Raw genomic sequence first — 25112 nt, forward strand, 5'->3', positions numbered from 1 at the left:
CCCAAGTGATAGAAAGGGCCGCTGGGGGGCGGCCTGAGCGCACCCCGTGACCGATCTGAGAACGTCCGGAAACCACCCAGGCGTGCCGGTACATCAGCAGGGGAAGAGGGGGGAGCGCTGATGACACAGCCGCCCAGCCAGCCGCCGTCCGGCGGCTTCGGAGCACCACAGGATCCACCGGCGTCCGGCGCGCAGCCGACGCCGCCGCCACCGGCCGCTCCGCCGCAGCCGCCGCAGCCCGGTTACGGCTACCCCCAGCAGCAGCCCGGCCCCTACGGCCAGCAGCAGCCGGGACCGTACAACCAGCCGCCGCAGCCCGGCCCTTACGGCCAGCAGCCGCCGCAGCCCGGCCCGTACGGCTACCCCCAGCAGCAGGGCCCGTACGCCCAGCAGCCCGGCCCCTACGGGCAGCAGCAGCCGCAGTACGGCTACCCGCCCCAGCAGCCCCCGCCCCCGCCGGGCAAGGGCGGCCGCAACAAGGTGTGGGTGATCGCGGCCGCCGCCGTGGCACTGCTCGTCGTCGCGGGCGGTGTCGTCTACGCCGTGACCAGTGGCGACGACGGGAACGGCAAGAAGGACCCGGCGGACAACGCCAAGGACAAGGACCCCAAGGCGTCCGCCTCCGCGCCGGTCAACCCCGGTGACGGGGAAGGCGACGGCCGCGGCGGCGAGGAGGACCTCAACGCGGGCCGCCAGGACGGCGAGGCGAAGGTCCTCTGGTACAAGACGGCCCCCAAGGTGGGCAGCGACGGCGGCAACGCCCCCGGCATGTGGATCACCGGCAAGGTCGCGGTCAAGGCCGCGTACAAGGAGGTCCTGGGGTACGACGTCGCGGACGGCAAGGTCAGCTGGCCCGCGATCACCCTGCCGCAGAAGATCTGCTCCGTCACCAAGAACGCGTCGGACACCGGGAAGATCGTCGTCGCGTACATGAGCGGCACCAGCTCGCGCGCCCACTGCAACCAGGTCCAGGAGATCGACCTGGCCACCGGGGCGAAGGGCTGGTCGGCGAAGATCCCCGAGCGGGAGAACAAGGACGACTTCTTCGACGGCACCGGCTCCAGCATCTCGCTCACCTACGTCGGCGGCGACACCCTGATGGTCGGCCGTTCGATGTCGGGGCTCGCGCTGGACGCCAGGACCGGCGCCAAGAAGAAATTCGTCGTCGAGCAGTACGGCGACGACTGCTTCCCCAAGGCCTTCACCGGCAACAAGGACAAGCTGCTCTCCGTGGCGTCCTGCGGCGCCGGCGGCGACAACGCGCACGAGGAGCTGCGCCAGCTGGACCCCGGGACCGGCAAGGTCCGGTGGACCAAGAAGCTCCCCAAGGACTGGTCCGTCGGGAACGTGTACTCCGTCAGCCCGCTGGTCGTCTACAGCACGAACCAGGACGACAAGAAGTACAACATCTCCTCCTTCGCGGACAACAGCGCCACCGTGCGGGCCGAGGTCGGCGTCGACGGCCTCGACACCGGCTGCGGCGCCAGCTTCTCCTTCCTGACCAGGAACCTGGACGGCTGCGAGGGCGTCACCACGGACGGCTCCACCCTGTACATGCCGACCAAGGGGAAGACGGGCGGCGCGAACGAGGTCGTGGCGATCAGCCTCACCAGCGGCAAGGAGCGCTGGCGGGCCTCGTCGCCCGAGGAGCAGTCGCTGCTGCCGATGAAGGTCGAGAACGGCGCCGTCGTCGCCTACATGGAGGCGTCGTACGGCGGCACCGCGGGACGCGTCGTGTCCATCCCGGTCTCCGGCGCCCACACGCCGAAGACCCTGTTGCAGAACCCGGCGGGCACGGCCGAGATCGAGAGCGGCTTCTACTCCAAGGACGTCGCCTGGGCCGACGGGCGCTTCTACCTCTCCGCCACCAACCTCTCCGGCACCGCCAAGGGCCAGCAGAAGCTGATGCTGGCCTACGGCGACTGAGAGCCCGCCCGCGCACGCGTGCACCACTGACGCCGCCCGGCGCCCCGGCCCCGCCCCCTTCCGTCCCCGTCTCCAGGCATCCCGAGGTACCCACGCCATGACGCAGCCGCCCCCGCCCCCGCAGCAGCCGCCGAACGAGCCGCCCCAGGACCCGCTGCGCAAGCGGCCCGAAACCCCCGCGGCCCCGCAGCCGCCCGCCGCCCCGCCCGGCCCGTCCGCCGGTGGCTTCGGCGCGCCGACCCCGCCCCCGCCCGGCGGTTTCGGCGCCCCGGTGCCGCCGCAGGACGGCCCCGGCTACGGCTACCCGCAGCAGGCCCCGCCCCCGCCGCCCCAGGGCGCGCCGGGCTACGGCTACCCGGGCCAGCAGCCGCAGCAGCCGCCCCAGCCCGCGTACGGCCAACAGCCCTACGGCCAGCCGCAGTACGGCCAGCAGCCGCCGTACGGGCAGCCGCAGTACGGCTATCCGCAGCAGCCTCCCACCACGCCGATGGCGGCTCCGGGCGGCGGCGGCAAGAAGCCCTCGCCGATCGTCTGGATCATCACCGCGGCCGTCGTGGTGATCGCCCTGATCGTCGGCGGCGGGATCCTCTACGCGAACTCCTCCGACGACGGCAAGGACGACACGAAGAACTCCGCCGACGGCAAGGACGGCAAGGGCAAGGACGGCGTCTCGGGCGGTGTGGAGAAGGTCCCGGGCTCCACCTCGGCGAGCATCGCCTTCCAGCTGCCCGCGCCCAAGGTCGCCAAGGACGCCGTGTGGAGCGTGGCGGGCTCCTGGCTGACCGACTCCACGTACGTCAAGGCCGGTCTCGACCAGCTCGTCGGCTACGAGCCGGACTCGGGCACCGAGAAGTGGACCCTGCCGCTGTCCGGCCAGACCTGCGGCGCCTCGCCCGAGGTGAGCGGGAAGGGCCTGGCCGCCGTGCTCTCCGAGGACGGCAAGCGCAAGAAGGACAAGGACTACTTCAAGTGCACCGAGATCACGGTGTTCGACGTGAACACCGGGAAAAAGGTGTGGTCGGACAGTGTCGAGGCCGGCGGCCAGAAGATCGCGTTCAAGGAACTGTCCATCAGCGGCTCCACGCTGGCGGTCGGCGGCGGCTACGACGGCGGCGCGGCCTTCGACCTCACCTCCGGCAAGTCGCTGTGGAAGCCGCAGCAGGGCAGCTGCGAGGACCAGGGCTACCGCGGCGGCGAGCAGCTCGTCGCCGTCCGCAAGTGCGGTGACTTCGACGCCGAGTCCTACGAGATCCAGATCCTCGACCCGGCCACGGGCAAGCCGAAGTCGACGTACAAGGTCCCCGGCGCGCCCGGCAGCGTCAACCTGCTCTCGGTCTTCTCCACCAAGCCGGTGACCTTCGGCGTCGCCCTCGGCGAAGAGGTCAAGTACACCGACGTCTTCTCGCTCGACGACACCGGCAACAAGCTGCGCGCCAAGATCACCGTCGACCCGGAGAAGTACGACATCGACTGCTCGGTCGGCGAGGTGCACGGCTGCAAGGGAGTCGTGGTCGGCAACGACCGGCTGTACCTGCCCTCCAAGCAGCACGACGGCAGCGGCACCGACCAGGTCAACGAGATCGTGTCGTACTCCCTCGCCGACGGGAAGCTCACCAGTGACCGCTTCGACAGCGGCGCGGGCTACGAGATCTTCCCGCTGCGCATGGACGGCGGCAACGTGCTGGCGTACAAGGACGGCCCGTACGACAAGGGCGCCCAGGTCGTCACCATCGACGCCAAGGCGAAGGAGACCAAGCTCCTGGAGACGCCCGCGACGCAGACCGTGCGCAACTCGCTGAGCCGCATGGTGCCGAAGTCCTCCGAGATGCTGTACTCCAACGGCCGGCTCTTCCTCGGCAAGGACCTGATCAGCGAGCCCTACTCGGCGGACGACAAGCAGTACGCCGTCCTCGGGTTCACGGCCAAGTAGCCCCGGCACACGGCCCCACGGCGGCCCCGCAACCGAACTCGGGTGCGGGGCCGCCGTGCTGAGCGCGCGTTACCGTCAACCGGCCCTGTCCCGCGGGGATTTCAGCATTGCGGGCCGCATCTGGCCAGTAGGGGGCGCGCGACGTCGAACAAGCGTGTAGCTTCCGGGGGACGACGGAGGGCGGGGAGTCGGGGGGCTCGCCCGTCCATGGGGGGCCCGGGAGCCCACGGCTGCTTCTGAGGCGAACTGGGGGGTTGGCTCAATGGGTGTGCGGCTCATGGTGGTCGACGACCATCGCTTGCTCGCCGAGGCGCTCGCCTCGGCCCTGAAGCTGCGCGGGCACCGGGTGCTCGCCGCGGCGGCGCCCACGGCCGGCGCGGCCGATCTGGTCATCACCCGGGCGCCCGAGGTCTGCCTCATCGGCACGGCGACCCCGGCGGAGCCGGGCACGTTCGACCCGGTCGTCCGGATCAAGCGGGAGCGCCCCCAGGTGGCGGTCGTGGTCCTCGGTCCGGTCCCGTCCCCGCGCGGTATCGCGGCGGCGTTCGCGGCCGGCGCCTCCGGATACGTCCGCCACGACGAGCGCATAGAGGGCGTCGAGCGGGCCCTGATGAAGGCGCGGGCGGGGGAGGCGGCGGTGGCCCCGACGCTGCTCCAGGGCGCGTTCGGCGAACTCCTCAACCCCGCGGCGCAGCCCGACGACGAAGGACAGCGGCTCCTTGAGATGCTGACGCCGCGTGAGGTCGAGGTCCTGGTGCGGGTCGCGGACGGCGAGGACACCCGCCTGATCGCGGCGGGCATGGGCATCGCGCCCTCGACGGCGCGCACGCACGTCCAGCGGGTGCTGATGAAGCTGGGCGTCGGATCCCGCCTGGAGGCCGCCGCCCTCGCCGCGCGGACCGGACTGCTGGACCGCGCGGGCCCGATCGCCCCCGCCGCCGGCCCGTCCGCGTCCCCGGTGGCACCGGATTCGCCAGATCCGGATTCCTGAGTTACGGTTGATCTTGTTGGTCACCGCAACTGCGGCTGACGGACAGTGCGTTGGTCGTCCAAGGAAAGACGCCCCGCTTCCTGCGGGGAAATGCAGGTGCAAGGCCTGCCCAGCGCTCCACCCTTACGTCCCGTCCCGCTTCCGAGCGGGGCGGGACGTTCGCGTGCGGCCTCACTCTTGTGCCGCACAGGCCCGCGCCTGCGCCAGGTACCCCGCCACCGGACCCAGCGTCAGCATCCCCGAGGCGGCGCCCGCGTGCTCGGCCGCGGCCTCGTGCAGCGCGCTCGCCGCGCGCGCCGCGACCGTGCGTGCGTCCAGGCGCACGGCGGCGCGGGCGGTCAGGCACCACAGGGCCTCCTGCACGTGGTCCCGCGGCGGTTCGGGCACCGCGTCCAGCGCCGCCCGGGCCTCCCCGGCCCGGCCCTGCGCGAGCAGGACGAGCGGCCGGGCCCACGGCAGATACGGGCCCCAGTCCAGGTGCGGGTCGGTGGGCGCGGGCCGCCCGTGCAGCAGGCGCAGCCCCAGGAGCGCGAGCGGGAACAGGCCGCGGTGCAGCCCCGGCATGCCGGCCGTCCGCAGGGCGTCCTCGGCGGCGCGGTACCCGGCCGCGGCCGCGGCCGGGGACGGCCCGCCGGGGGTGGTGCTGCGGGCGGCCGTGACCCGGGCCCGGAACCACGCGGTGAGGACGGGCACGAGCGGCGCCTCGGCGGTGACGGCGAGCCGTTCGGCGGCCGCGGCGTGGGCGGCCGCGGCGGTGAGGTCGCCGAGCGCCGAGGCGGACTGGAGCCGGACGAGGTGGCCGAGGACCGCGAAGCTCGCCGGCGCCTGCCGCGCGGCCAGGTCCAGCAGCTCGGCGCCGATCCGGTCCCGTACGGGCGCGCGGCCGCAGCCGGTGAAGGAGTGCAGGAAGACCCCGTTCAGGGCGAAGGCCAGCAGGGCGGGGTCGCCCACCCGCCGGGCCAGCTCCTCGGCCCGCAGCGCCGCCTGCCGCGCACGCTCCCGCTCGGCCCCGGTCAGAGCGGCGCTGCGGCTCTCCACGGCGACCGTGGCCAGCAGACGGGCGGACAGGTCGTCGGGGGCGTCGGGGCCGAGCGCGGCGAGCGTGCGCTCGGCGGCCGCGACGACGGCGCGGGACTGCCCGGGGTCGTCGGCGCGGCTCCACAGGGCGGGCACGTCGTAGGCGCCGATGATCCGGGCCGTCAGGAAGCGGTCCCCGGTGCGCTCCGCCGCCTGGATCGCCGCGAGCCGGTCGCGCCGCGCGTGGACGAGCGCGTCGCCGCCCGCCAGGGACAGCGTGCGGGCCAGCTCCACGGTGGTGCGCGGGCCGAGCCGGACGCCGGGCGCGCCCCACGCGCCGGGTCCGTCGGCGCGGGGTGCGGAGCCGGTGAGAATCTCTGTCTCCAGCTGCCGCAGTTCGGGGCCGGGGTCGAGTCCGAGCTGTCCGGCGAGGAGCGCGCGGGCCCGGCGCAGGGTGGCGAGCGCGTCGGCCTGGCGGCCCGCGTCGTACAGGGCGCGGGCGAGCAGTCCCCAGGCCGGTTCGCGCCAGGGGTGTTCGGTGACGTGGGCGCCCAGCTCGGCGGCGAGCCCCGCCCCCTGGCCGGCGTCGAGGAGGAGGCGGGCGCGCAGTTCGACCGCGTCGAGCCGCAGCTCCTCCAGGCGGGTGCGCTCGCGCCGGGCCCACGCGGAGTCGGGCACGTCGGCGTAGGCGGGTCCGCGCCAGGCCGCGAGGGCCGCGCCGAGGTCGCCCACCGCGCCGGGGGTGTGCCGGGCGCGGGCCAGGGTGTCCTGGAAGCGGTGGACGTCCACGTCCTCGCGGGCCAGGCGCAGGGCGTAGCCGGGGCCCTCGGTGACGATCAGGCGCGGTGGCTCGCGCGGCGGGCGGGCCGGTTCGAGGGCGCGGCGCAGCGCGGCGACGAACGTGCGCAGGGCGCCCACCGCGCGCGGCGGCGGGTCGGTCCACAGGTCGCCGACGAGGGTGTCCGTGGTGACCATCCGGCCCTCGGCGGCGACCAGCCGGGCCAGGACCTCGCGGTGGCGGGGCCCGCCCAGCTCCACCGCGGTGCCGTCGTCACGGCGGACCCGCACGGCACCGAGCACGTCGATTCGCATGGCCCCATCCTCGGCGGTGCGACGCCGCTCCGCTCCGCCACGCTGATCGGTTGCTGATCGCCCTCGCTCAGGCTGGCCGGGTCGCTCTCCCCGTAGCTCTCCTGTCGAAGGACGGTCCCTCATGCCCCTCTCGATCCCCGGCTTCGCGCCGGTCCGGCTGCCCGGTGCGGACGGCGTGGAGCTGTTCGCCGCCGTCGGCGGCAGCGGCAGCCCCGTCGTGCTGCTGCACGGTTTTCCCCAGACCCACCTGATGTGGCGGCACGTCGCCGAGCGGCTCGCGGACGGGCACACGGTGATCTGTCCCGACCTGCGGGGCTACGGCGCCTCGGACAAGCCGCCCGCCGACGGCCCCGAGGTGTACGCCAAGCGCGCCATGGCCGCGGACGTCGTGGCGCTGGCGGCGGCGCTCGGTCACGAGCGGTTCGCGCTGGCCGGGCACGACCGCGGCGCCCTGGTCGCCTTCCGCGCGGGCCTCGACCACCCCGAGACCGTCACCCACCTGGGCATCCTCGACGTCGTCCCGACGCTCGACATGTGGCAGGTCCTCCAGGGCGTGCCGGCCGCGGTCGGCTACCACCTCTTCCTGATGGCGCAGCCACCCGGCCTGCCGGAGACGATGATCGCCAACAGCGCGGACGCGTTCTTCGGCTCGTTCCTCGACGCCTGGGCCGCCGACCCGGCGGCCCTGCCGGCGCCGGTGCGGGCGGAGTACCTGCGGGCGAGCGCCGCGGCGGTGCCGTCGATCGTCGCGGACTACCGGGCCTCGGCGGGCATCGACGTCGCGCACGACCGGGCGGACCTGGACGCCGGTTCGCAGCTGGCCATGCCCGTCACCGTCGTCCAGCAGGACTGGGGCGCGCACCTCGGCTACGACGCGGCGGCGGTGTGGCGGGCCTGGGCCCCGGACCTGGACCACCGGCTGACCCGCGCGGGCCACTTCATGGCCGAGGAGGCGCCGGACGAGATCACCGCCGCGCTCCGGTCCCTGCTGGCCCGCTGAGCCCGAGGGGCCGGGGTCCTTGCCCGTGGGCAGAGGGACCCCGGCCCCGCCGGAGTGTGCCGTGGACCGCTACGCGGACTCGTCCGGCGTCGGCGGCGCGATCGGGCGCAGCTTCAGCCAGACCAGGAAGAACAGGCCCAGGGCGAGCATGCCGAGGCCCGTCCACAGGTTGATGTTGATGTCCTCGGCCTTCTTCAGGTCGGCGTCGGAGGCGGTGATCCCGGCGATGGTGACGAGGACGCCGTAGACGACGAACAGGCCACCGATGATGCGGCGGATGTCGAAGAGGCGGGCCGCCGTCGCCGACTTGCTCTCCAGCTCGGAGACTTCGTTGTGCAGTTCGGACATGAGTCGGGCCTCCGATCAGAGGGAGTAGGGGAGGTAGCAGAGCGCGGCCACGACGACGGCGCCCCAGCCGAGCAGCGCCGGCCTGCGGTACCAGGCGTCGTCGCCCTGGGCGGGCGGCTCCTCCAGACCCGGCGCCGTCGTGCCGTACACCAGGCCTGCCAGCTCCGCGGCCGGCTTGGGGGCGGTGAAGAGCGTGACCACGACCATGACGACCGCGCCCGCGACGAAGCCGACGATCGCGGAGACGAAGTTGGCGCCCTGGTCGGTCGGGATGTCGATGACGCCCTGCTTGTAGATGTAGAAGTAGTTGATCATCGCGGCCGAGGTGCCCGCGACCAGGCCCCAGACGCCCGACTTCATGGACGCGCGCTTCCAGAACATGCCGATGATGAAGACGACGAACATCGGGACGTTGAAGAAGGAGAAGAGGGTCTGGAGGTAGCCCATGATGTTCGAGAAGGACGACGCGATGAACGCCGTGCCGATCGAGAGCACCACGCCGATCGCCGTGATGGCGCGGCCGAACTTCAGGTAGTACCCGTCCGGCTTGTCGGTCTTCACGTACTTGGCCCAGATGTCGTACGTGAACACGGTGTTGAAGGACGACACGTTCGCCGCCATGCCCGCCATGAAGGCGGCCAGCAGGCCGGTCACCGCGATGCCGAGGACACCGTTGGGCAGCAGTTCCTGCATCAGGTAGGGGATCGCGTCGTTGTAGGTGAGGTCCGAGCCCGGGCCGCCGATCTTCGGGACGAGGACCGCGGCCACCATGCCCGGGATCATCACCAGGAAGACGATGAAGATCTTCGGGAACGCGGCGATCAGCGGGGTGCGCTGGGCCGCCGAGAGGTTCTTGGCGGACAGGGCGCGCTGCACCTCGGCGAAGTTCGTCGTCCAGTAGCCGAAGGAGAGCACGAAGCCGAGGCCGAGGATGATCGTGAGCCAGTTCGCACCGAGCGGGTTGGCGTCACCGATGCCGGTGCCGCCCCAGGCCGACATGAAGTTGTCGCCGTGCTGCGCCTTCAGCGAGTCGCTCATGCCGCCCCAGCCGCCGACCCGCTTGAGGCCGATGATGCAGATGGGGATGAGGGCCGCCAGGATCACGAAGAACTGAAGGACCTCGTTGTAGATCGCCGAGGAGAGGCCGCCGATGGTGATGTACGCGAGGACGAAGGCCCCCGCGACCACGATGGCCACCCACTGCGGCCAGCCGAGCAGCGCCTCGACGACGATCGACAGGGCGTACAGGTTGACGCCCGCGATCAATATTGCCGCGAAGGCGAACAGGACCGAGCTGAGCAGATGTGCGGACTTGTCGAATCGCTGGAGCAGGAACTCCGGGACCGAGCGCACCTTCGAGCGGTAGTAGAACGGCATCATGACCAGGCCGAGGAAGACCATGGCCGGGATGGCGCCGATCCAGTACCAGTGGACGACGGCGACGCCGTACTGCGCGCCGGTCGCGGCCATGCCGAGGATCTCGGTGGCGCCCAGGTTGGCGGCGACGAAGGCGAGACCCGTGACCCAGGCGGGCAGGGAGCGCCCGGAGAGGAAGAAGTCGAGGCTCGTCTTCACCGAGCGGCGGGCCATGAAGCCGATGCCGAGGACGACCACGAAGTAGATCGCGAGGATCGCGTAGTCGAGGCCGTTGGTGGGCAGCCGTAGCCCTTCGGCCAGGGTGGTGGAGGCAGACAGTGTGGGGGACTGCATGGGAACTCGCTTCGTTGCGCGAACTGAATCAGACCGGAACCTACGCCTCAGCCTTCAATAAGTGAACACTTCTGGTGACGTTCTTTGTTTGATTGTGATCGAGATCCCGTCGGCTCCGGGGTGTCGGCCCAGGTGTGCGCGTTCCCTTGACGGCCGTGTTGGCTTATGCTTTGTTGTGTTCGGTTCTGTTTGTTTGGTCGCGATGAGGAGTGTCCGACGTGAAGAAGACGTCGACCCGGCTGGCCGATGGGCGCGAGCTCATCTACTACGACTCACGCGACGACGTGGTCCGCGACGCGGCCGACCGCCGCCCCCTGGAGCCCACCGTCACCACCTCCGAGGTGCGCCGCGACCCGCTCCTCGGCGACGCGGTCGCGATCGCCTCGCACCGCCAGGCCCGCACCTACCACCCGCCGGCCGACCAGTGCCCGCTCTGCCCGACCGAGGGCGACCGGCTCAGCGAGGTCCCGGACTCCTCCTACGATGTCGCCGTCTTCGAGAACCGCTTCCCCTCGCTCGCCGGTGACTCGGGCCGCTGCGAGGTCGTCTGCTTCACCTCCGACCACGACAAGTCCTTCGCCGACCTCAGCGAGGAGCAGGCGGGGCTCGTCCTGGAGGCGTGGACCGACCGCACCGCCGAACTCGCCCACCTCGACTCCGTCGAGCAGGTCTTCTGCTTCGAGAACCGCGGCGCCGAGATCGGTGTCACCCTCGGCCACCCGCACGGCCAGATCTACGGCTATCCCTTCACCACCCCGCGCACCGCCCTGATGCTCCGCTCGCTCGCCCAGCACAAGGAGCAGACCGGCGGCCGCAACCTCTTCGCCGACGTCGTCGACAAGGAACTGGCGGACGGCGAGCGGATCGTCCTGGAAGGCGAGCACTGGGTGGCCTTCGTGCCGTACGCGGCGCACTGGCCCTACGAGGTCCACCTGTACCCCAAGCGCCAGGTGCCGGACCTGCTCGGGCTCGACGCCGACGCACGCACAGAGTTCCCCCAGGTCTATCTGGAACTCTTGAAGCGCTTCGACCGGATCTTCGGCGACGGTGAGCCGCCGACGCCGTACATCGCGGCCTGGCACCAGGCCCCGTTCGGCACGCTGGAGGAGTTCGAGGGGGTGAACCGCGACGATTTCGCGCTCCACCTCGAGCTTTTCACCATCCGCCGTACTTCCGGCAAGCTGAAGTTCCTCGCGGGTTCCGAATCCGGCATGAGCGTGTTCATCAACGATGTGCCGCCGGAGACCGCGGCCGAGCGACTGCGAGAGGTAGCGAGCAAGTAATGGGCAACGCCGTTCCGAAGAAGTACATGGTCACGGGTGGTGCGGGCTACGTCGGCAGCGTCGTCGCCCAGCATCTGCTCGAAGCGGGCCACGACGTCACGGTTCTCGACAACCTCTCCACCGGCTTCCGCGCGGGCGTGCCCGCGGGCGCCGTCTTCATCGAGGGCGACATCCGCGACGCCGCCAAATGGCTGGACCCCTCCTACGACGCGGTCCTGCACTTCGCCGCGTTCTCCCAGGTCGGCGAGTCCGTCGTCAAGCCCGAGAAGTACTGGGACAACAACGTCGGCGGCACCATGGCCCTGCTCGCCGCCCTGCGCGAGGCGGGCGTGCGCAAGCTCGTCTTCTCCTCCACCGCGGCCACCTACGGTGAGCCGGTCAGCACCCCGATCACCGAGACCGACCCGACCGCGCCCACCTCCCCCTACGGCGCCTCGAAACTCGCCGTCGACCACATGATCAGCGGAGAGGCGGCCGCGCACGGCCTCGCCGCCGTCTCGCTGCGGTACTTCAACGTGGCGGGCGCGTACGGCGGTTGCGGCGAACGGCACGACCCGGAGTCGCACCTGATCCCGCTCGTCCTCCAGGTCGCCCAGGGCCGGCGCGACGCCATCTCCGTCTACGGCGACGACTACCCGACCCCCGACGGCACCTGCGTGCGCGACTACATCCACGTCGCGGACCTCGCCGACGCCCACCTCCTCGCCCTGGACGCAGCCCGCCCGGCCGAACACCTCATCTGCAACCTCGGCAACGGCAACGGCTTCTCGGTCCGCGAGGTCATCGAGACCGTCCGCCAGGTCACCGGCCACCCGATCCCCGAGGTCATGGCCCCGCGCCGGAGCGGCGACCCGGCCGTCCTCGTCGCCTCCGCCGCCACCGCGCGCGAGCGCCTCGGCTGGCAGCCGTCCCGCGCGGACCTCGCGGGAATCGTCGCCGACGCCTGGCAGTTCGCCCAGGCGCGCCAGTAGCCGACACCCGTCGGGCCGTCGTCATTCGTAGCAGGGGTAGGTAGTCCATTCATGTCTGTCGCCGCGCAGTTCAGTGAGTTGTACGGGTACGAGCCCGCGGGGGTGTGGGCGGCCCCCGGCCGGGTCAACCTCATCGGCGAGTACACCGACTTCAACGAGGGCTTCGTCCTGCCGCTCGCGCTGCCGCACACCGCCGTCGCCGCGGTGGCCCGGCGCACGGACGGCGTGCTGCGCCTGCACTCCGCCGACATCGACGCCCCCGTCGCCGAACTGCGCGTCGACGCACTCACCCCGCTCTCCTCGTACGGGCAGGGCGGCTGGGCGGCGTACCCGGCGGGCGTCGTCTGGGCGCTGCGCGACGCGGGGCACCCGGTCACCGGCGCGGACCTGCACCTGGCCTCCACGGTGCCGACCGGCGCGGGCCTGTCCTCCTCGGCCGCGCTGGAGGTCGTGACCGCGTACGCCCTCAACGACCTCTTCGAACTGGGGCTCAGCGGGTCCGAGTTGGCGGTCATCGCCCAGCGCGCCGAGAACGTCTTCGTCGGCGTACCGTGCGGCGTCATGGACCAGATGGCGTCCGCGTGCGCCACCGAGGGCCACGCGCTGCACCTGGACTGCCGGGACCTGTCACTCCGTCAGGTGCCCTTCGACCTGGCGGCGCAGGGGCTCAGGCTCCTCGTCGTCGACACCCGCGTCAAGCACGAGCTGGGCGACGGCGCGTACGCGGAGCGCCGCGCCGGCTGCGAGGAGGGCGCCCGGGTCCTCGGCGTCTCCCACCTGCGCGATGTCGCGTACGGCGAACTCGACGGCGCCCTCGCGCAGTTGGCGCGGGCCGGGGTGGACGAGAAGGTCGTCCGCTACGTCCGCCACGTCGTCAGCGACGACCACCGGGTGGAGCGGGTCATCGGCCTGCTGGACACCGGCGACGCCGCCGACGTCCGCGCCATCGGCCCGATCCTCACCGAGGGCCACACCTCGCTCCGCGACGACCTGCGCATCTCCTGCCCGGAGCTGGACCTCGTCGTGGCGACGGCCGGAGCGGCCGGCGCGCTCGGCGCGCGGATGACGGGCGGCGGCTTCGGCGGCTCGGCGGTCGTCCTGGTGGAGAGCGCGGACGCGGACGCCGTCACCAAGGCGGTCCGCACCGCCTTCGAAGAGGCCGGGTACACGGCTCCGCGCGTCTTTCCCGCGGTGCCCTCACCCGGCGCGCACCGGGTGGCCTGAACCGGTCGGGCTCAGCCCAGCCGCTTCGTCAGCGTGAACTCCTTGACCCCCGGCGGGTAGTCCGGCACGACGGCGACCACGTCGTACCCGTGCTGCCGGTAGAAGCCGGGGGCCTGGAAGTCCCACGTCTGAACCCGCGAGCTGACGCAGCCGTGCTCGTCGTGCGCGAGGCGCTCCGCCTCCGTCAGGAGCCGCGAGCCGAGGCCCGCGCCGCGGTGCCGGTCCGCGACCCAGAGCAGGTTCACATGGAGCCAGCTCGCCCACGTATGGGCGTCGAGCCCCGCGGCCAGCTCCCCGTCGGGCGCCGACGCCCAGACCTGGAGCGGCGTTTCGCGCTCGGCCGCGGTGCCGCGCAACTCCCGCAGGGCGGGGGACGCGGCCCGGTTGGCGTCCTGGAGCAGCGACCGGAGCAGAAGGCGGCGCTCTTTGTCGACTTCTGTCTCGATGCGAAACATGTACCTCACCATAAACGCGCTCCACGGTCGCCGACCGGCCATCGGGTAACCAGTTCTGTGAATTGCCTTCCCCTGAAAGCGCGCAGCCCTACTCTGAGGACAACACCGGTGGGGGCCGGTGTTGATCAGGGGGCGAGACAGCCGGGTACGACGCCCGGTGTGGGGGTGGCGGTTCGGCGCGGCGGCGGCCGGGCGACCGCGGTGACCCGCACACCGGGCGCCGTACCCGCGTTGGTCCCTCTCCCGAGGACGGGGTACCCCGCACCCGGTCGAGCGTGCGGGGAAGGGGGTTGTCACGTGGTTCGTATCCGGGTTCTGGTCGTCGACGACCATCGCATCTTCGCCGAGTCGCTGGCCGCGGCGCTCGCCGCCGAGCCGGACGTCGAGGTGGCGGCCGCGGGCAGCGGGCCGGCCGCCCTGCGCTGTCTGGACCGGGGGGCCGCCGAGGGGCGCAGATTCGATGTGCTGCTGGTCGACGCCGACCTGGGCGCGGCGTCCATGCAGGGCATGCGGCCACCGGCCGTGGTGCCCGACGGCCCCGCGCAGGAAGGGCTCGTCGACGGCATCTCGCTGGTCGCCGGCGTCCGCTCCGGCCAGCCCGCCGTCCGCACGGTCGTCCTCGCCGAGTGCGACGACCCGCGGCGCGCGGCGCTCGCGCTCCAGGCCGGGGCCTCGGGCTGGGTCGCCAAGGACTGTTCGCTCTCCCGGCTGCTCGCCGTCATCCGCGGTGTGCTGCGCGACGAGACGCATCTGCCGCCGGCGCTCCTGACGGGCGTCCTGCGGGAGCTGACCGCGGCCCGCAAGCACCGCACCGAGTCGGAACGCCTGGTCGAATCGCTGACGCCGCGCGAGCGGGAGGTCCTGCGGTGCATGGTGGCGGGGCTCGGGCGCAAGGCGGTCGCCGAGCGGTTGTTCCTGTCACCGCACACGGTACGGACGCACATGCAGAACGTCCTCGGAAAACTCGGCGTGCACTCGACCCTGGCCGCGGTGGCCCTGGCCCGCCGGGCCGGGGTGGGACCGGTGGATCTGGAGGCGGCGAGTTAGAGAGCCCTGTCGGGCAGTCAGCCGAACCCCGCGGAGCGGTCAGCCCGGGATGTTGTCGAACGGGGCCGTCAACTGGCGGAGCAGTGAGGCCAGTTCGCCGCGCTCGGAGCGGGAGAGTTCGGCCAGGATCGCCCGTTCCTGCGCGAGCAGTCCCGCCAGGGCCTGGTCCGCGCGGTCCCGTCCCTCCGCCGTGAGGCGCACGAGCACGCCGCGGCGGTCGCTGGGGTCGGGCAGCCGCTCGACGAGGCCCTTCTTGGCGAGGCGGTCGATGCGGTTGGTCATCGTGCCGGACGTCACCAGGGTCTGCGTCAGGAGCTGCCCGGGAGAGAGCTGGTAGGGCTCGCCGGCCCGGCGCAGGGACGTCAGGACGTCGAACTCCCACGGCTCCAGCTGGTGCTCGGCGAAGGCGAGACGGCGGGCGCGGTCGAGATGGCGCGCGAGTCTGCTGACCCGACTGAGCACCTCGAGGGGCTCCACGTCGAGGTCGGGGCGCTCCCGGCGCCACGCTGCGACCAACCGGTCGACCTCGTCCTCCATGACGATCAGTGTAGAGGGTGTGTCGATGTGAAGTCTCTTGACATCGATATTCTTGACATCGAGATATAGGGTTCGGGACCCTGGAGCCATGACGACCGGCTCACCCCTCTGGGACCCCCAGCAGTACCTGCGCCACGCCGGCCACCGCGGCCGCCCCTACGCGGACCTGCTCGCCCGCGTCCCCGCCCTGCCCCGCCGACCATCCCGGATCGCCGACCTGGGCTGCGGCCCCGGCAACCTCACCGCCACACTCGCCGAACGCTGGCCCACCGCGCACATCACCGGATACGACAACTCGCCCGAGATGCTGGAGCGGGCCGCGCCCCACGCGGGCCCCACCGCGGGCGGCGGCCGGCTCGACTTCGCCCACGCCGACCTCAGGCGCTGGACGCCCCCGGAGACGTACGACCTCATCGCGTCGAACGCCACCCTCCAATGGGTCCCGGACCACGCCGACGCCTTCCCCGGCCTGCTGGACGCGCTCGCTCCCGGCGGCACCTTCGCCTTCCAGGTGCCCGGCAACTTCGAGGCACCCACCCACGTGCTGATGCGCGAACTCGCCGCGTCCGCGCGGTGGCGCGACCGGCTCGCCGGGGTGCTGCGCCACGGCGATGCCGTGCTCACCCCCACCGCCTATCTGGAGCGGCTCACCGGCGCCGGCTGCACGGTGGACGCCTGGGAGACGACCTACGCCCACCTGCTGACCGGCGACGACCCCGTCCTGGACTGGGTGCAGGGAACCGGCCTGCGGCCCGTGCTCACCGCGCTCGCGGACGACCCGCCGGAGCGCGACGCGTTCGTCGCCGCCTACCGCGACCTCCTGCGCGAGGCGTACCCGGCGACACCGCACGGCACGGTGCTGCCGTTCCGGCGGATCTTCGTGGTGGCGGTGAAACCGGCGTGATCGCGGCCCTGGACCACGTCCAGCTCGCCGCACCCGCGGGCAGCGCCTCGATGTCCCGTACGAGCAGCCCGGGGTGGGCGGTGCGCGCCGGCCGGAGGGAGTCGCGATCCCGAGGGTGGAGCCGGACGGCCGTACGCGCGGCGGCTCGCGGCCGGTGGCGCCGTCGTCGAGTGGGACGACGCGCTCCCCGGCGTTCCTACTGCGCCGACCCCGTCGGCAACCGGCTGGAGTTCCTGGCGCCGTCGCACGCGCAGGCGCCCGGAGCCGTCCTGGACTAGCTCTTGCGGTGGCCTATCAAGCGGGGCTTGGGCTCCAGGCCGTCCAGGCCGTGCCAGGCGAGGTTCACGAGGTGCGCGGCGACCTCCGCCTTCTTCGGCTTGCGCGCGTCCAGCCACCACTGCCCCGTCAGCGCGACCATCCCGACCAGCGCCTGCGCGTACAGCGGCGCCAGGTGGGAGTCGAAGCCGCGGGCCTTGAACTCGCGGCCCAGGATGTCCTCCACCTGCGTGGCGATATCGGAGATCAGCGACGCGAAGGAGCCCGTGGACTGCGGGATCGGGGAGTCGCGGACCAGGATGCGGAAGCCGTCCGTGTACTCCTCGATGTAGTCGAGGAGCGCGAACGCCGCCTGCTCGCACAGCTCACGCGGGTGCCCCGCCGTCAGGGAGCTGGTCACCATGTCCAGGAGCTGGCGCATCTCCCGGTCCACGACGACCGCGTACAGCCCCTCCTTGCCGCCGAAGTGCTCGTACACCACCGGCTTGGAGACTCCGGCCTTCGCCGCGATCTCCTCCACCGACGCGCCCTCGAAGCCCTTGGCGGCGAAGACCGTACGACCGATCTCCAGCAGCTGCTGGCGGCGCTCCGCCCCCGTCATCCGCGTGCGGCGCGCACGCCGCGTCTTGTCGGGCCTGTCGCTGCCCGCATTGCCCGGAGTGCTTGAGTCGGTCGCCACGCTCCCCATCATGCCGTGCCGGCCCCGGTCACCGTCGGCGGCCTCGCCCCGGGGCCAGACGAGCACCGACCGGGCCCCGGCACCCGGCGCCAGATGCCCTCGGCCCCGGTCCGGACAGCCCCGGCACCATGGCGCCCGGCGCCAGACGACGTCAGCCCCGACGCCGGTACCCGTGACACCCGGCACCCTGCGCCAGATGGCCTAAGCCTCGATCAGGCCGGACTCGGCACCATGGCGCCCGGCGCCAGACGACGTCAGCCCCACCCGGCAGACGTGGCGCCCGGCGCCGGACTCTCCGACCCGGCATTCATGGCACCCGGCGCCAGGTGCTTCATCCCCAGGCCCGGCACCCTGGCATCCGGCGTCAGACGGCGTCAGCCCCGGCCCCGGTCGGGCCCGGGCGTCCTGGCATCCGGCGTCAGCCCTGCCCGGCACCCTGGCACCTGGCGCCAGACAGCCTCAGCCCCGGCCAGATCAGGCCGGGCCGACCCCTCGGCGCTCGGTGCCAGACGCCTCAGGCCCGGCCCGGCACCCCGGCGCCGGACGCCTCGGCCCCGGCCAGGCCCAGCCCGGTGGCACCCAGCGCCAGTCCCCCCAACCCGGCACCCACGGCACCCGGCACCAGACCCGCCCCGCCCCATCCGCGGCACCCGGACACCCCGCACCCCCCGGACGCGTCAGACCGCGTCCACCGCCTCCGTCTGGCGCCGCGCAGCGACCCGCTCCTTCGACGGCCAGCGCACGTCATGCGCCCAGCCCAGCTGTTCGAACCAGCGGATGAAGCGCGCCGAGGAGTCGATCTGGCCGCGCAGCACCCCGTGGCGCGCCGACGTCGGGTCCGCGTGGTGCAGGTTGTGCCAGGACTCGCCGCAGGACAGGACGGCCAGCCACCACACGTTGCCCGAGCGGTCGCGGGACTTGAAGGGGCGCTTGCCGACCGCGTGGCAGATCGAGTTGATCGACCACGTCACGTGGTGCAGCAACGCCACCCGGACGAGCGAACCCCAGAAGAACCCCGTGAACGCCCCCCACCACGACATCGTCACCAGGCCGCCGATCAGCGCGGGCAGCCCGAGCGACACCGTCGTCCACAGGACGAACTGCCGCGAGACCGCCCGCAGCGCCGGGTCCTTGATCAGGTCGGGCGCGTACTTCTCCTGCGAGGTCTGCTCCTCGTCGAACATCCAGCCCATGTGCGCCCACCACAGCCCCTTCATCAGGGCCGGCAGCGTCTCCCCGTACCGCCACGGCGAGTGCGGGTCGCCCTCCGCGTCGGAGAACTTGTGGTGCTTGCGGTGGTCGGCGACCCAGCGCACGAGCGGCCCCTCGACCGCCATCGAGCCCATGACGGCCAGCGCGATGCGCAGCGGGCGCTTCGCCTTGAAGGAGCCGTGCGTGAAGTAGCGGTGGAAGCCGATCGTGATGCCGTGGCAGCCGAGGTAGTAGAAGAAGACGAGCAGCCCGATGTCGAGCCAGCTGACCCCCCACCCCCAGGCCAGCGGCACCGCCGCGACCAGGGCGACGAACGGCACGGCGATGAACAGCAGCAGCGCCAGCTGTTCGACGGAGCGCTTCTGCTCGCCGCCGAGCGTCGCCGGCGGCGTGGCGGCGGGGGAGGGTCCTGGCGCCCCTTCCGGGGCGCCTTCGATCACATCGGAACGTGTGGCCATGAGAGTCCCTAGTACGTCGAGGGCCTTGGGGTCGAGAACATCGAGGAGGTCGGGGCGGTCGGGAGGGTTGAGAGGGGTCGCGACGGGTGAGGAGACCCCCTGAGATCCGCGGACAGAGTGCCTCCGTTTTCCCTACGGTTCCGTAACTTACGGGGTCGTGACCATGGCAGCGCGTATCCGGCGCCACGAGGCCCCGGGCGGTGCCGGCGGCGCAGGCACATATCCTTGGAAACGGTCGGACAGCGCGGTCCGCTCTGAATCTCCACCCGGACCTTGTACCCGGTTCCGGGGACTCCTCCCTCCAGACGAGCTTCACCACTGCAAGGAGCCGCACCTGTGAGCAGTGCCGACGATCAGACCGTTGCGACGAGAACCAGTGCCGAGCTGCGCGCCGACATCCGCCGTCTCGGCGATCTGCTGGGCGAGACACTCGTCCGGCAGGAGGGGCCCGAGCTCCTCGAACTCGTCGAGAAGGTCCGCCGACTGACCCGCGAGGACGGCGAGGCCGCCGCCGAGCTGCTGCGCGGCACCGAACTGGAGACGGCGGCCAAGCTGGTCCGCGCCTTCTCCACCTACTTCCACCTCGCCAACGTGACCGAGCAGGTCCACCGCGGCCGCGAGCTGCGCGCCAAGCGCGAGGCCGAGGGCGGCCTGCTGGCCCGCACCGCGGACCGCCTCAAGGACGCCGACCCCGACCACCTGCGCGAGACCGTGCAGCACCTGAACGTACGGCCGGTCTTCACCGCCCACCCCACCGAGGCCGCCCGCCGCTCCGTCCTGAACAAGCTGCGCCGCATCGCCACCCTCCTGGAGACGCCGGTCCTGGAGACCGACCGCCGCCGCTACGACACCCGCCTGGCCGAGAACATCGACCTGGTCTGGCAGACCGACGAGCTGCGCGTCGTGCGCCCCGAGGTCACCGACGAGTCGCGCAACGCGATCTACTACCTCGACGAGCTGCACGCCGGCGCCGTCGGCGACGTCCTGGAGGACCTCACCGCCGAACTGGAGCGCGTCGGCGTCACCCTCCCCGAGGAGACCCGCCCGCTCACCTTCGGCACCTGGATCGGCGGCGACCGCGACGGCAACCCGAACGTCACCCCGCAGGTGACCTGGGACGTCCTGATCCTCCAGCACGAGCACGGCATCAACGACGCCCTCGCCCTCATCGACGAGCTGCGCGGCTTCCTGTCGAACTCGATCCGCTACACCGGCGCCACCGAGGAGCTGCTCACCTCCCTCCAGGGCGACCTGGAGCGGCTGCCGGAGATCAGCCCCCGCTACAAGCGGCTCAACGCCGAGGAGCCCTACCGGCTCAAGGCCACCGCGATCCGGCAGAAGCTGGAGAACACCAAGGAACGGCTGGCGAAGAACACCCCGCACGTCGAGGGCCGCGACTACCTCGGCACCGCCGAACTGCTGCGCGACCTCACCCTCATCCAGACCTCGCTGCGCGAGCACCGCGGCGGACTCTTCGCCGACGGCCGGATGAACCGGACGATCCGCACCCTCGCCGCGTTCGGCCTCCAGCTCGCCACCATGGACGTACGCGAGCACGCCGACGCCCACCACCACGCCCTCGGCCAGCTCTTCGACCGGCTCGGCGAGGAGTCCTGGCGCTACGCCGACATGCCCCGCGACTACCGCGGCAAGCTCCTCGCCAAGGAACTCAGGTCGCGCCGCCCGCTCGCCCCGACCCCGGCGCCGCTCGACGCGGCCGGCGAGAAGACCCTCGGCGTCTTCCACACCATGGCCAAGGCCCTCGACGTGTTCGGACCCGAGGTCATCGAGTCGTACATCATCTCGATGTGCCAGGGCGCCGACGACGTCTTCGCCGCGACCGTCCTCGCCCGCGAGGCCGGCCTCCTCGACCTGCACGCCGGCTGGGCGAAGATCGGCATCGTGCCGCTCCTGGAGACGACGGACGAACTCAAGGCCGCCGACACGATCCTGGAGGACATGCTCTCCGACCCCTCCTACCGGCGCCTGGTCGCGCTCAACGGGGACGTCCAGGAGGTCATGCTCGGCTACTCCGACTCCTCCAAGTTCGGCGGCATCACCACCTCGCAGTGGGAGATCCACCGCGCCCAGCGCCGGCTGCGCGACGTCGCCCACCGCTACGGCGTCCGGCTGCGCCTCTTCCACGGCCGCGGCGGCACCGTCGGCCGCGGCGGCGGCCCCTCGCACGACGCGATCCTCGCCCAGCCCTGGGGCACCCTGGAGGGCGAGATCAAGGTGACCGAGCAGGGCGAGGTCATCTCCGACAAGTACCTGGTGCCGTCGCTGGCCCGCGAGAACCTGGAGCTGACCGTCGCGGCCACCCTCCAGGCCTCCGCCCTGCACACCGCGCCGCGCCAGTCCGACGAGGCGCTGGCCCGCTGGGACGCCGCCATGGACGTGGTGAGCGACGCCGCGCACGCCGCGTACCGCAAGCTCGTCGAGGACCCGGACCTGCCGACGTACTTCGTCGCGTCGACCCCCGTGGACCAGCTCGCCGACCTGCACCTGGGCTCCCGGCCCTCCCGCCGCCCCGGCTCCGGCGTCTCCCTCGACGGCCTGCGCGCCATCCCGTGGGTCTTCGGCTGGACCCAGTCCCGGCAGATCGTCCCCGGCTGGTTCGGGGTGGGCTCCGGCCTCAAGGCACTGCGCGAGGCCGGCCTGGACTCCATGCTCGACGAGATGCACGAGCGCTGGCACTTCTTCCAGAACTTCATCTCGAACGTGGAGATGACGCTCGCCAAGACCGACCTGCGCATCGCCCGGCACTACGTCGACACGCTCGTCCCGGACAACCTCAAGCACGTCTTCACCGCCATCGAGGCCGAGCACGAGCTGACCGTCCGCGAGGTCCTGCGGGTCACCGGCGAGAGCGAACTGCTCGACGCCCACCCGGTGCTGAAGCAGACCTTCGACATCCGCGACGCCTACCTGGACCCGATCTCCTACCTCCAGGTCGCCCTGCTCAAGCGCCAGCGCGACGCGGCCGCCGCGGGCCAGGAGCCGGACCCGACCCTCGCCCGCGCCCTGCTGCTCACCGTCAACGGCGTGGCCGCCGGCCTGCGCAACACCGGCTGACCCGGCCGGACAGCTAGGCGCTGACGGCGACGAACGCCGCCGTCAGCAACGCGACACCGGCGCCTGACGTGATCCACGCCAGGCGCCGGTTCAGCATTCCGCCCGCGAGCACGATCGACGCGAGCAACAGCGCCCCGCCCAGCGGCATGAACGCCGTGAAGAACCCGGCCACCCCCGAACGCACGGCCTGCCGGCTGCCCGGCTTGACGACGACCGCGATGCGGGCGCCCTTCTTCACACCGACAGAGCGCCGCATCCACACGTCCGCGCCGTCCCGCGCCGACGCCAGCGGCCCGCTGCACCTGCTGCCCTCGCACCGCTGCACGAGCAGCTCACCGTGGGTTCGTCCCGTGGGGAACACCACGTGCTGCGCGGCGCCCCACGACGCCCAGAACCCCGCCACCACCAGGAGCAGGGCGATCACCGACGCCACGATCCGCCGGGAGACCGACGCCGCCACCGCTGAAGCCATGGCGGTGATCCTTGGCCATGGATACGCGTACGGTCAACTCCCCGGCCGAACCGGGAGAGTTGTCAGGAGTTGTACGCCGACTGCGCGCGCTCCAGGCCCTCCGTGACGAGCGCCTCCACCGCGTCGGCGGCGCGGTCCACGAAGTAGTCCAGCTCCTTGCGCTCCGCCGAGGAGAAGTCCTTCAGCACGAAGTCCGCGACCTGCATCCGCCCCGGCGGCCGCCCGATCCCGAACCGCACCCGGTGGTAGTCGGGCCCCATCGCCTTGGTCATCGACTTCAGCCCGTTGTGCCCGTTGTCGCCACCGCCCAGCTTCAGCCGCAGCACCCCGTAATCGATGTCCAGCTCGTCATGGACGGCCACGATGCGCTCGACGGGCACCTTGTAGAAGTCGCGCAGCGCCGTCACCGGACCACCGGAGACGTTCATGTACGACATCGGCTTCGCCAGGACCACCCGGCGGCCGGCCGGGCCGGGCGGACCGATCCGGCCCTCGACGACCTGGGCCTGCCCCTGCCCCTTCGCTGCACGCTTGAACTTGGCACCCATCCGCCGCGCCAGCAGATCGGCCACCATGAAACCGACGTTGTGCCGGTTCATCGCGTACTCGGGCCCGGGGTTGCCGAGCCCGGCGATCAGCCAGGGAGCGTTCTCGTCGGACATGCACATTCCTCCGCTAGAGGCCCACTAGAGACAGCTGTACGGGGTGGCGGACCGTGCCCACCACCCCGTACCAGGTCATACGGCGAATGCTCAGGCCTCCGCGGCGGCCTCGTCGGACTCGGCCGGGGCCTCCTCGGCCTGCGCGGACAGGACCTGGAGGACGACCGCGTCGGCGTCGGTGGCCAGCGTGGTACCGGCCGGCAGCTTGATGTCCTTGGCGTGGACGGCGTCACCGGAGTCGAGACCCTCGATGGAGACGGTGACCGACTCGGGGATGTGCGTGGCCTCGGTCTCGACGGAGAGCGTGTTCAGCACGTGCTCCAGCAGGTTGGCACCGGCGGCCAGCTCGCCCTCGGTCAGGACCGGAAGCTCGACGGTGACCTTCTCGCCGCTCTTCACGAGGAGCAGGTCGACGTGCTCGATGAAGCCCTTCAGCGGGTCGCGCTGCACGGCCTTCGGGATCGCCAGCTGGGTCTTGCCGTCCAGGGCGAGCGCCAGCAGGACGTTCGGGGTACGCAGGGCGAGCGACAGCTCGTGGCCCGGCAGCGTGACGTGGATCGGGTCACCACCGTGACCGTAGACGACACCGGGAACCTTGTTCTCGCGGCGAATGCGACGGGCGGCACCCTTGCCGAACTCCGAACGGGACTCGGCGGCCAGCTTGACCTCGGACATGCTCTTCAACTCCTCGTAGAACTGGGGAAACCAGAAAAGGTGGGTCACCCGGCCACGAACGGCCTGCTACGAAGAGCGCGTCGATAACGGATCGCCGTACAGAAAAGTACGGCCTCCCTCGCCGAGCAACTCGCGCAGTCTACTCGGCGGGGGAGGCCGCACCCAAATGGATCTTTACGCCTCGCCCTCGAAGAGGCTGGTGACGGAGCCGTCCTCGAAGACCTCACGCACCGCGGAGGCGATCGTCGGGGCGATCGACAGGACCGTGATCTTGTCGAGTTCCAGCTCGCTCGGGGTCGGCAGCGTGTTCGTGAAGACGAACTCGCTCACCTTCGAGTTCTTCAGCCGGTCCGCCGCCGGACCCGACAGCACACCGTGCGTCGCCGTCACGATGACGTCCTCCGCACCGTGCGCGAACAGCGCGTCCGCCGCAGCGCAGATGGTGCCACCCGTGTCGATCATGTCGTCGACCAGGACACAGACCCGGCCCTCCACGTCACCGACGACCTCGTGCACGGTCACCTGGTTGGCGACGTCCTTGTCCCGGCGCTTGTGCACGATCGCCAGCGGCGCACCCAGCCGGTCGCACCAGCGGTCGGCGACCCGCACCCGGCCCGCGTCGGGGGAGACCACGGTCAGCTTGGAGCGGTCCACCTTCGCGCCCACGTAGTCCGCCAGGATCGGCAGCGCGAACAGATGGTCCACCGGGCCGTCGAAGAAACCCTGGATCTGGTCGGTGTGCAGATCGACCGTGAGAATCCGGTCCGCGCCCGCGGTCGCCATCAGATCCGCGATCAGCCGCGCCGAGATCGGTTCACGTCCCCGGTGCTTCTTGTCCTGCCGCGCGTAACCGTAGAACGGCACGATGACGGTGATGGAGCGGGCCGACGCACGCTTCAGCGCGTCGATCATGATGAGCTGCTCCATGATCCACTTGTTGATCGGAGCCGTGTGGCTCTGGATCAGGAAGCAGTCGGCACCGCGAGCGGACTCCTGGTAGCGGACGTAGATCTCGCCATTGGCGAAATCGAAGGCCTTGGTCGGCACGATCCCGACACCCAGCTGGTGTGCGATCTCCTCGGCAAGCTCGGGGTGGGCACGGCCCGAGAAGAACATCATCTTCTTCTCGCCCTGCGTCTTGAGCCCGGTCACAGCACTAGTCTCCTCA

At 71.8% G+C, this 25112-nt stretch carries 21 protein-coding genes; 10 read left to right on the forward strand and 11 right to left on the reverse strand.

Annotated features, from left to right (window positions below):
• The first annotated feature begins 120 nt into the window (after nucleotides 1-120).
• The 3 genes from ABZY33_RS09455 (at nucleotide 121) to ABZY33_RS09465 (ending at nucleotide 4847) form a co-directional block, all read left to right on the forward strand.
• The gene (locus ABZY33_RS09455) at nucleotides 121-1926 is read left to right on the forward strand and encodes a PQQ-binding-like beta-propeller repeat protein (RefSeq protein ID WP_356490929.1); all 1806 of its coding nucleotides are present in this window, start codon (nucleotides 121-123) and stop codon (nucleotides 1924-1926) included.
• Nucleotides 1927-2023: 97 nt separating this feature from the next.
• Nucleotides 2024-3856 (forward strand): PQQ-binding-like beta-propeller repeat protein, encoded by a 1833-nt coding sequence (locus ABZY33_RS09460; protein WP_356490930.1) that lies wholly within the window; start codon nucleotides 2024-2026, stop codon nucleotides 3854-3856.
• A 262-nt stretch (nucleotides 3857-4118) separates the two neighbouring features.
• Nucleotides 4119-4847: a response regulator transcription factor gene (locus ABZY33_RS09465; RefSeq protein WP_356490931.1), complete on the forward strand. Its 729-nt coding sequence runs from the start codon at nucleotides 4119-4121 to the stop codon at nucleotides 4845-4847.
• Nucleotides 4848-5018: 171 nt separating this feature from the next.
• Here ABZY33_RS09465 and ABZY33_RS09470 read toward each other — a convergent pair whose 3' ends face one another.
• Nucleotides 5019-6956: a BTAD domain-containing putative transcriptional regulator gene (locus ABZY33_RS09470; protein ID WP_356490932.1), complete on the reverse strand. Its 1938-nt coding sequence runs from the start codon at nucleotides 6954-6956 to the stop codon at nucleotides 5019-5021.
• 121 nt (nucleotides 6957-7077) lie between these two features.
• Here ABZY33_RS09470 and ABZY33_RS09475 point away from each other — a divergent pair, with 121 nt between their 5' ends.
• Nucleotides 7078-7956 carry an alpha/beta hydrolase gene (locus tag ABZY33_RS09475; RefSeq protein ID WP_356490933.1) on the forward strand — a complete coding sequence of 293 codons (879 nt, stop codon included), beginning with the start codon at nucleotides 7078-7080 and terminating at the stop codon, nucleotides 7954-7956.
• A 69-nt stretch (nucleotides 7957-8025) separates the two neighbouring features.
• On the opposite strand, the gene ABZY33_RS09480 is transcribed toward ABZY33_RS09475, so the two are convergent.
• Entirely contained in the window at nucleotides 8026-8304 is a 279-nt protein-coding gene (locus tag ABZY33_RS09480; protein WP_356490934.1) for a hypothetical protein, read from the reverse strand.
• Nucleotides 8305-8319: 15 nt separating this feature from the next.
• A complete protein-coding gene (locus tag ABZY33_RS09485; protein WP_356490935.1) occupies nucleotides 8320-10014 on the reverse strand; it encodes a sodium:solute symporter family protein in 1695 nt (564 codons plus the stop codon).
• A 218-nt stretch (nucleotides 10015-10232) separates the two neighbouring features.
• On the opposite strand from ABZY33_RS09485, the gene galT reads away from it, so the two are divergent.
• From galT to galK, 3 genes are read left to right on the forward strand one after another with little or no spacing between them, the layout of a single operon-like run.
• The gene (gene galT / locus ABZY33_RS09490) at nucleotides 10233-11297 is read left to right on the forward strand and encodes a galactose-1-phosphate uridylyltransferase (RefSeq protein WP_356490936.1); all 1065 of its coding nucleotides are present in this window, start codon (nucleotides 10233-10235) and stop codon (nucleotides 11295-11297) included.
• On the forward strand, nucleotides 11297-12268 hold the full coding sequence (gene galE, locus ABZY33_RS09495; RefSeq protein ID WP_356490937.1) for a UDP-glucose 4-epimerase GalE: 972 nt from the start codon (nucleotides 11297-11299) through the stop codon (nucleotides 12266-12268). Before galT ends, galE begins: the two co-directional genes overlap by 1 nt.
• Nucleotides 12269-12319: 51 nt before the next feature.
• Complete coding sequence (gene galK, locus ABZY33_RS09500; RefSeq protein WP_356490938.1) at nucleotides 12320-13492, forward strand: galactokinase; 1173 nt, start codon at nucleotides 12320-12322, stop codon at nucleotides 13490-13492.
• A gap of 11 nt (nucleotides 13493-13503) precedes the next feature.
• Here galK and ABZY33_RS09505 read toward each other — a convergent pair whose 3' ends face one another.
• Nucleotides 13504-13959, reverse strand: coding sequence for a GNAT family N-acetyltransferase (locus ABZY33_RS09505; RefSeq protein ID WP_356490939.1), 456 nt, complete (start codon nucleotides 13957-13959; stop codon nucleotides 13504-13506).
• Between the two features lie 285 nt (nucleotides 13960-14244).
• Between ABZY33_RS09505 and ABZY33_RS09510 the strand changes: the two genes are divergently transcribed.
• On the forward strand, nucleotides 14245-14994 hold the full coding sequence (locus ABZY33_RS09510) for a response regulator transcription factor (protein ID WP_356490940.1): 750 nt from the start codon (nucleotides 14245-14247) through the stop codon (nucleotides 14992-14994).
• 39 nt (nucleotides 14995-15033) lie between these two features.
• Here the strand turns inward: ABZY33_RS09510 and ABZY33_RS09515 are convergent, their stop codons facing one another.
• A complete protein-coding gene (locus ABZY33_RS09515; protein WP_356490941.1) occupies nucleotides 15034-15531 on the reverse strand; it encodes a MarR family transcriptional regulator in 498 nt (165 codons plus the stop codon).
• Between the two features lie 88 nt (nucleotides 15532-15619).
• Here ABZY33_RS09515 and ABZY33_RS09520 point away from each other — a divergent pair, with 88 nt between their 5' ends.
• The gene (locus tag ABZY33_RS09520; protein ID WP_356490942.1) at nucleotides 15620-16435 is read left to right on the forward strand and encodes a trans-aconitate 2-methyltransferase; all 816 of its coding nucleotides are present in this window, start codon (nucleotides 15620-15622) and stop codon (nucleotides 16433-16435) included.
• A 274-nt stretch (nucleotides 16436-16709) separates the two neighbouring features.
• On the opposite strand, the gene ABZY33_RS09525 is transcribed toward ABZY33_RS09520, so the two are convergent.
• Complete coding sequence (locus ABZY33_RS09525) at nucleotides 16710-17402, reverse strand: TetR/AcrR family transcriptional regulator (RefSeq protein WP_356491016.1); 693 nt, start codon at nucleotides 17400-17402, stop codon at nucleotides 16710-16712.
• Nucleotides 17403-18067: 665 nt separating this feature from the next.
• Nucleotides 18068-19060: a fatty acid desaturase gene (locus ABZY33_RS09530; RefSeq protein WP_356490943.1), complete on the reverse strand. Its 993-nt coding sequence runs from the start codon at nucleotides 19058-19060 to the stop codon at nucleotides 18068-18070.
• A gap of 336 nt (nucleotides 19061-19396) precedes the next feature.
• Between ABZY33_RS09530 and ppc the strand changes: the two genes are divergently transcribed.
• Complete coding sequence (gene ppc / locus ABZY33_RS09535) at nucleotides 19397-22135, forward strand: phosphoenolpyruvate carboxylase (protein ID WP_356490944.1); 2739 nt, start codon at nucleotides 19397-19399, stop codon at nucleotides 22133-22135.
• 13 nt (nucleotides 22136-22148) lie between these two features.
• On the opposite strand, the gene ABZY33_RS09540 is transcribed toward ppc, so the two are convergent.
• From ABZY33_RS09540 to ABZY33_RS09555, 4 genes are all read right to left on the reverse strand, one after another.
• Complete coding sequence (locus tag ABZY33_RS09540; protein ID WP_356490945.1) at nucleotides 22149-22607, reverse strand: hypothetical protein; 459 nt, start codon at nucleotides 22605-22607, stop codon at nucleotides 22149-22151.
• A gap of 62 nt (nucleotides 22608-22669) precedes the next feature.
• On the reverse strand, nucleotides 22670-23275 hold the full coding sequence (gene pth, locus ABZY33_RS09545) for an aminoacyl-tRNA hydrolase (RefSeq protein WP_356490946.1): 606 nt from the start codon (nucleotides 23273-23275) through the stop codon (nucleotides 22670-22672).
• A gap of 84 nt (nucleotides 23276-23359) precedes the next feature.
• Complete coding sequence (locus tag ABZY33_RS09550) at nucleotides 23360-23944, reverse strand: 50S ribosomal protein L25/general stress protein Ctc (RefSeq protein WP_356490947.1); 585 nt, start codon at nucleotides 23942-23944, stop codon at nucleotides 23360-23362.
• A gap of 174 nt (nucleotides 23945-24118) precedes the next feature.
• A complete protein-coding gene (locus ABZY33_RS09555) occupies nucleotides 24119-25096 on the reverse strand; it encodes a ribose-phosphate diphosphokinase (protein ID WP_356490948.1) in 978 nt (325 codons plus the stop codon).
• Nucleotides 25097-25112: the final 16 nt, after the last annotated feature.

The sequence above is a fragment of the Streptomyces sp. NPDC006552 genome, from assembly GCF_040611655.1.
Lineage (GTDB): Bacteria > Actinomycetota > Actinomycetes > Streptomycetales > Streptomycetaceae > Streptomyces.

Excerpts from the sequence above, each read along its gene's own strand:
- ABZY33_RS09460 (WP_356490930.1), top strand. The coding sequence starts at position 2,024 with ATGACGCAGCCGCCCCCGCCCCCGCAGCAGCCGCCGAACGAGCCGCCC.
- ABZY33_RS09550 (WP_356490947.1), bottom strand. The coding sequence starts at position 23,944 with ATGTCCGAGGTCAAGCTGGCCGCCGAGTCCCGTTCGGAGTTCGGCAAG.
- pth (WP_356490946.1), bottom strand. The coding sequence starts at position 23,275 with ATGTGCATGTCCGACGAGAACGCTCCCTGGCTGATCGCCGGGCTCGGC.
- ABZY33_RS09470 (WP_356490932.1), bottom strand. The coding sequence starts at position 6,956 with ATGCGAATCGACGTGCTCGGTGCCGTGCGGGTCCGCCGTGACGACGGC.
- ABZY33_RS09455 (WP_356490929.1), top strand. The coding sequence starts at position 121 with ATGACACAGCCGCCCAGCCAGCCGCCGTCCGGCGGCTTCGGAGCACCA.
- ABZY33_RS09465 (WP_356490931.1), top strand. The coding sequence starts at position 4,119 with ATGGGTGTGCGGCTCATGGTGGTCGACGACCATCGCTTGCTCGCCGAG.
- ABZY33_RS09505 (WP_356490939.1), bottom strand. The coding sequence starts at position 13,959 with ATGGTGAGGTACATGTTTCGCATCGAGACAGAAGTCGACAAAGAGCGC.
- ABZY33_RS09475 (WP_356490933.1), top strand. The coding sequence starts at position 7,078 with ATGCCCCTCTCGATCCCCGGCTTCGCGCCGGTCCGGCTGCCCGGTGCG.
- ABZY33_RS09480 (WP_356490934.1), bottom strand. The coding sequence starts at position 8,304 with ATGTCCGAACTGCACAACGAAGTCTCCGAGCTGGAGAGCAAGTCGGCG.
- ABZY33_RS09515 (WP_356490941.1), bottom strand. The coding sequence starts at position 15,531 with ATGGAGGACGAGGTCGACCGGTTGGTCGCAGCGTGGCGCCGGGAGCGC.
- ABZY33_RS09485 (WP_356490935.1), bottom strand. The coding sequence starts at position 10,014 with ATGCAGTCCCCCACACTGTCTGCCTCCACCACCCTGGCCGAAGGGCTA.
- ABZY33_RS09525 (WP_356491016.1), bottom strand. The coding sequence starts at position 17,402 with ATGATGGGGAGCGTGGCGACCGACTCAAGCACTCCGGGCAATGCGGGC.
- galK (WP_356490938.1), top strand. The coding sequence starts at position 12,320 with ATGTCTGTCGCCGCGCAGTTCAGTGAGTTGTACGGGTACGAGCCCGCG.
- ABZY33_RS09530 (WP_356490943.1), bottom strand. The coding sequence starts at position 19,060 with ATGGCCACACGTTCCGATGTGATCGAAGGCGCCCCGGAAGGGGCGCCA.
- galE (WP_356490937.1), top strand. The coding sequence starts at position 11,297 with ATGGGCAACGCCGTTCCGAAGAAGTACATGGTCACGGGTGGTGCGGGC.
- ABZY33_RS09540 (WP_356490945.1), bottom strand. The coding sequence starts at position 22,607 with ATGGCTTCAGCGGTGGCGGCGTCGGTCTCCCGGCGGATCGTGGCGTCG.
- ABZY33_RS09520 (WP_356490942.1), top strand. The coding sequence starts at position 15,620 with ATGACGACCGGCTCACCCCTCTGGGACCCCCAGCAGTACCTGCGCCAC.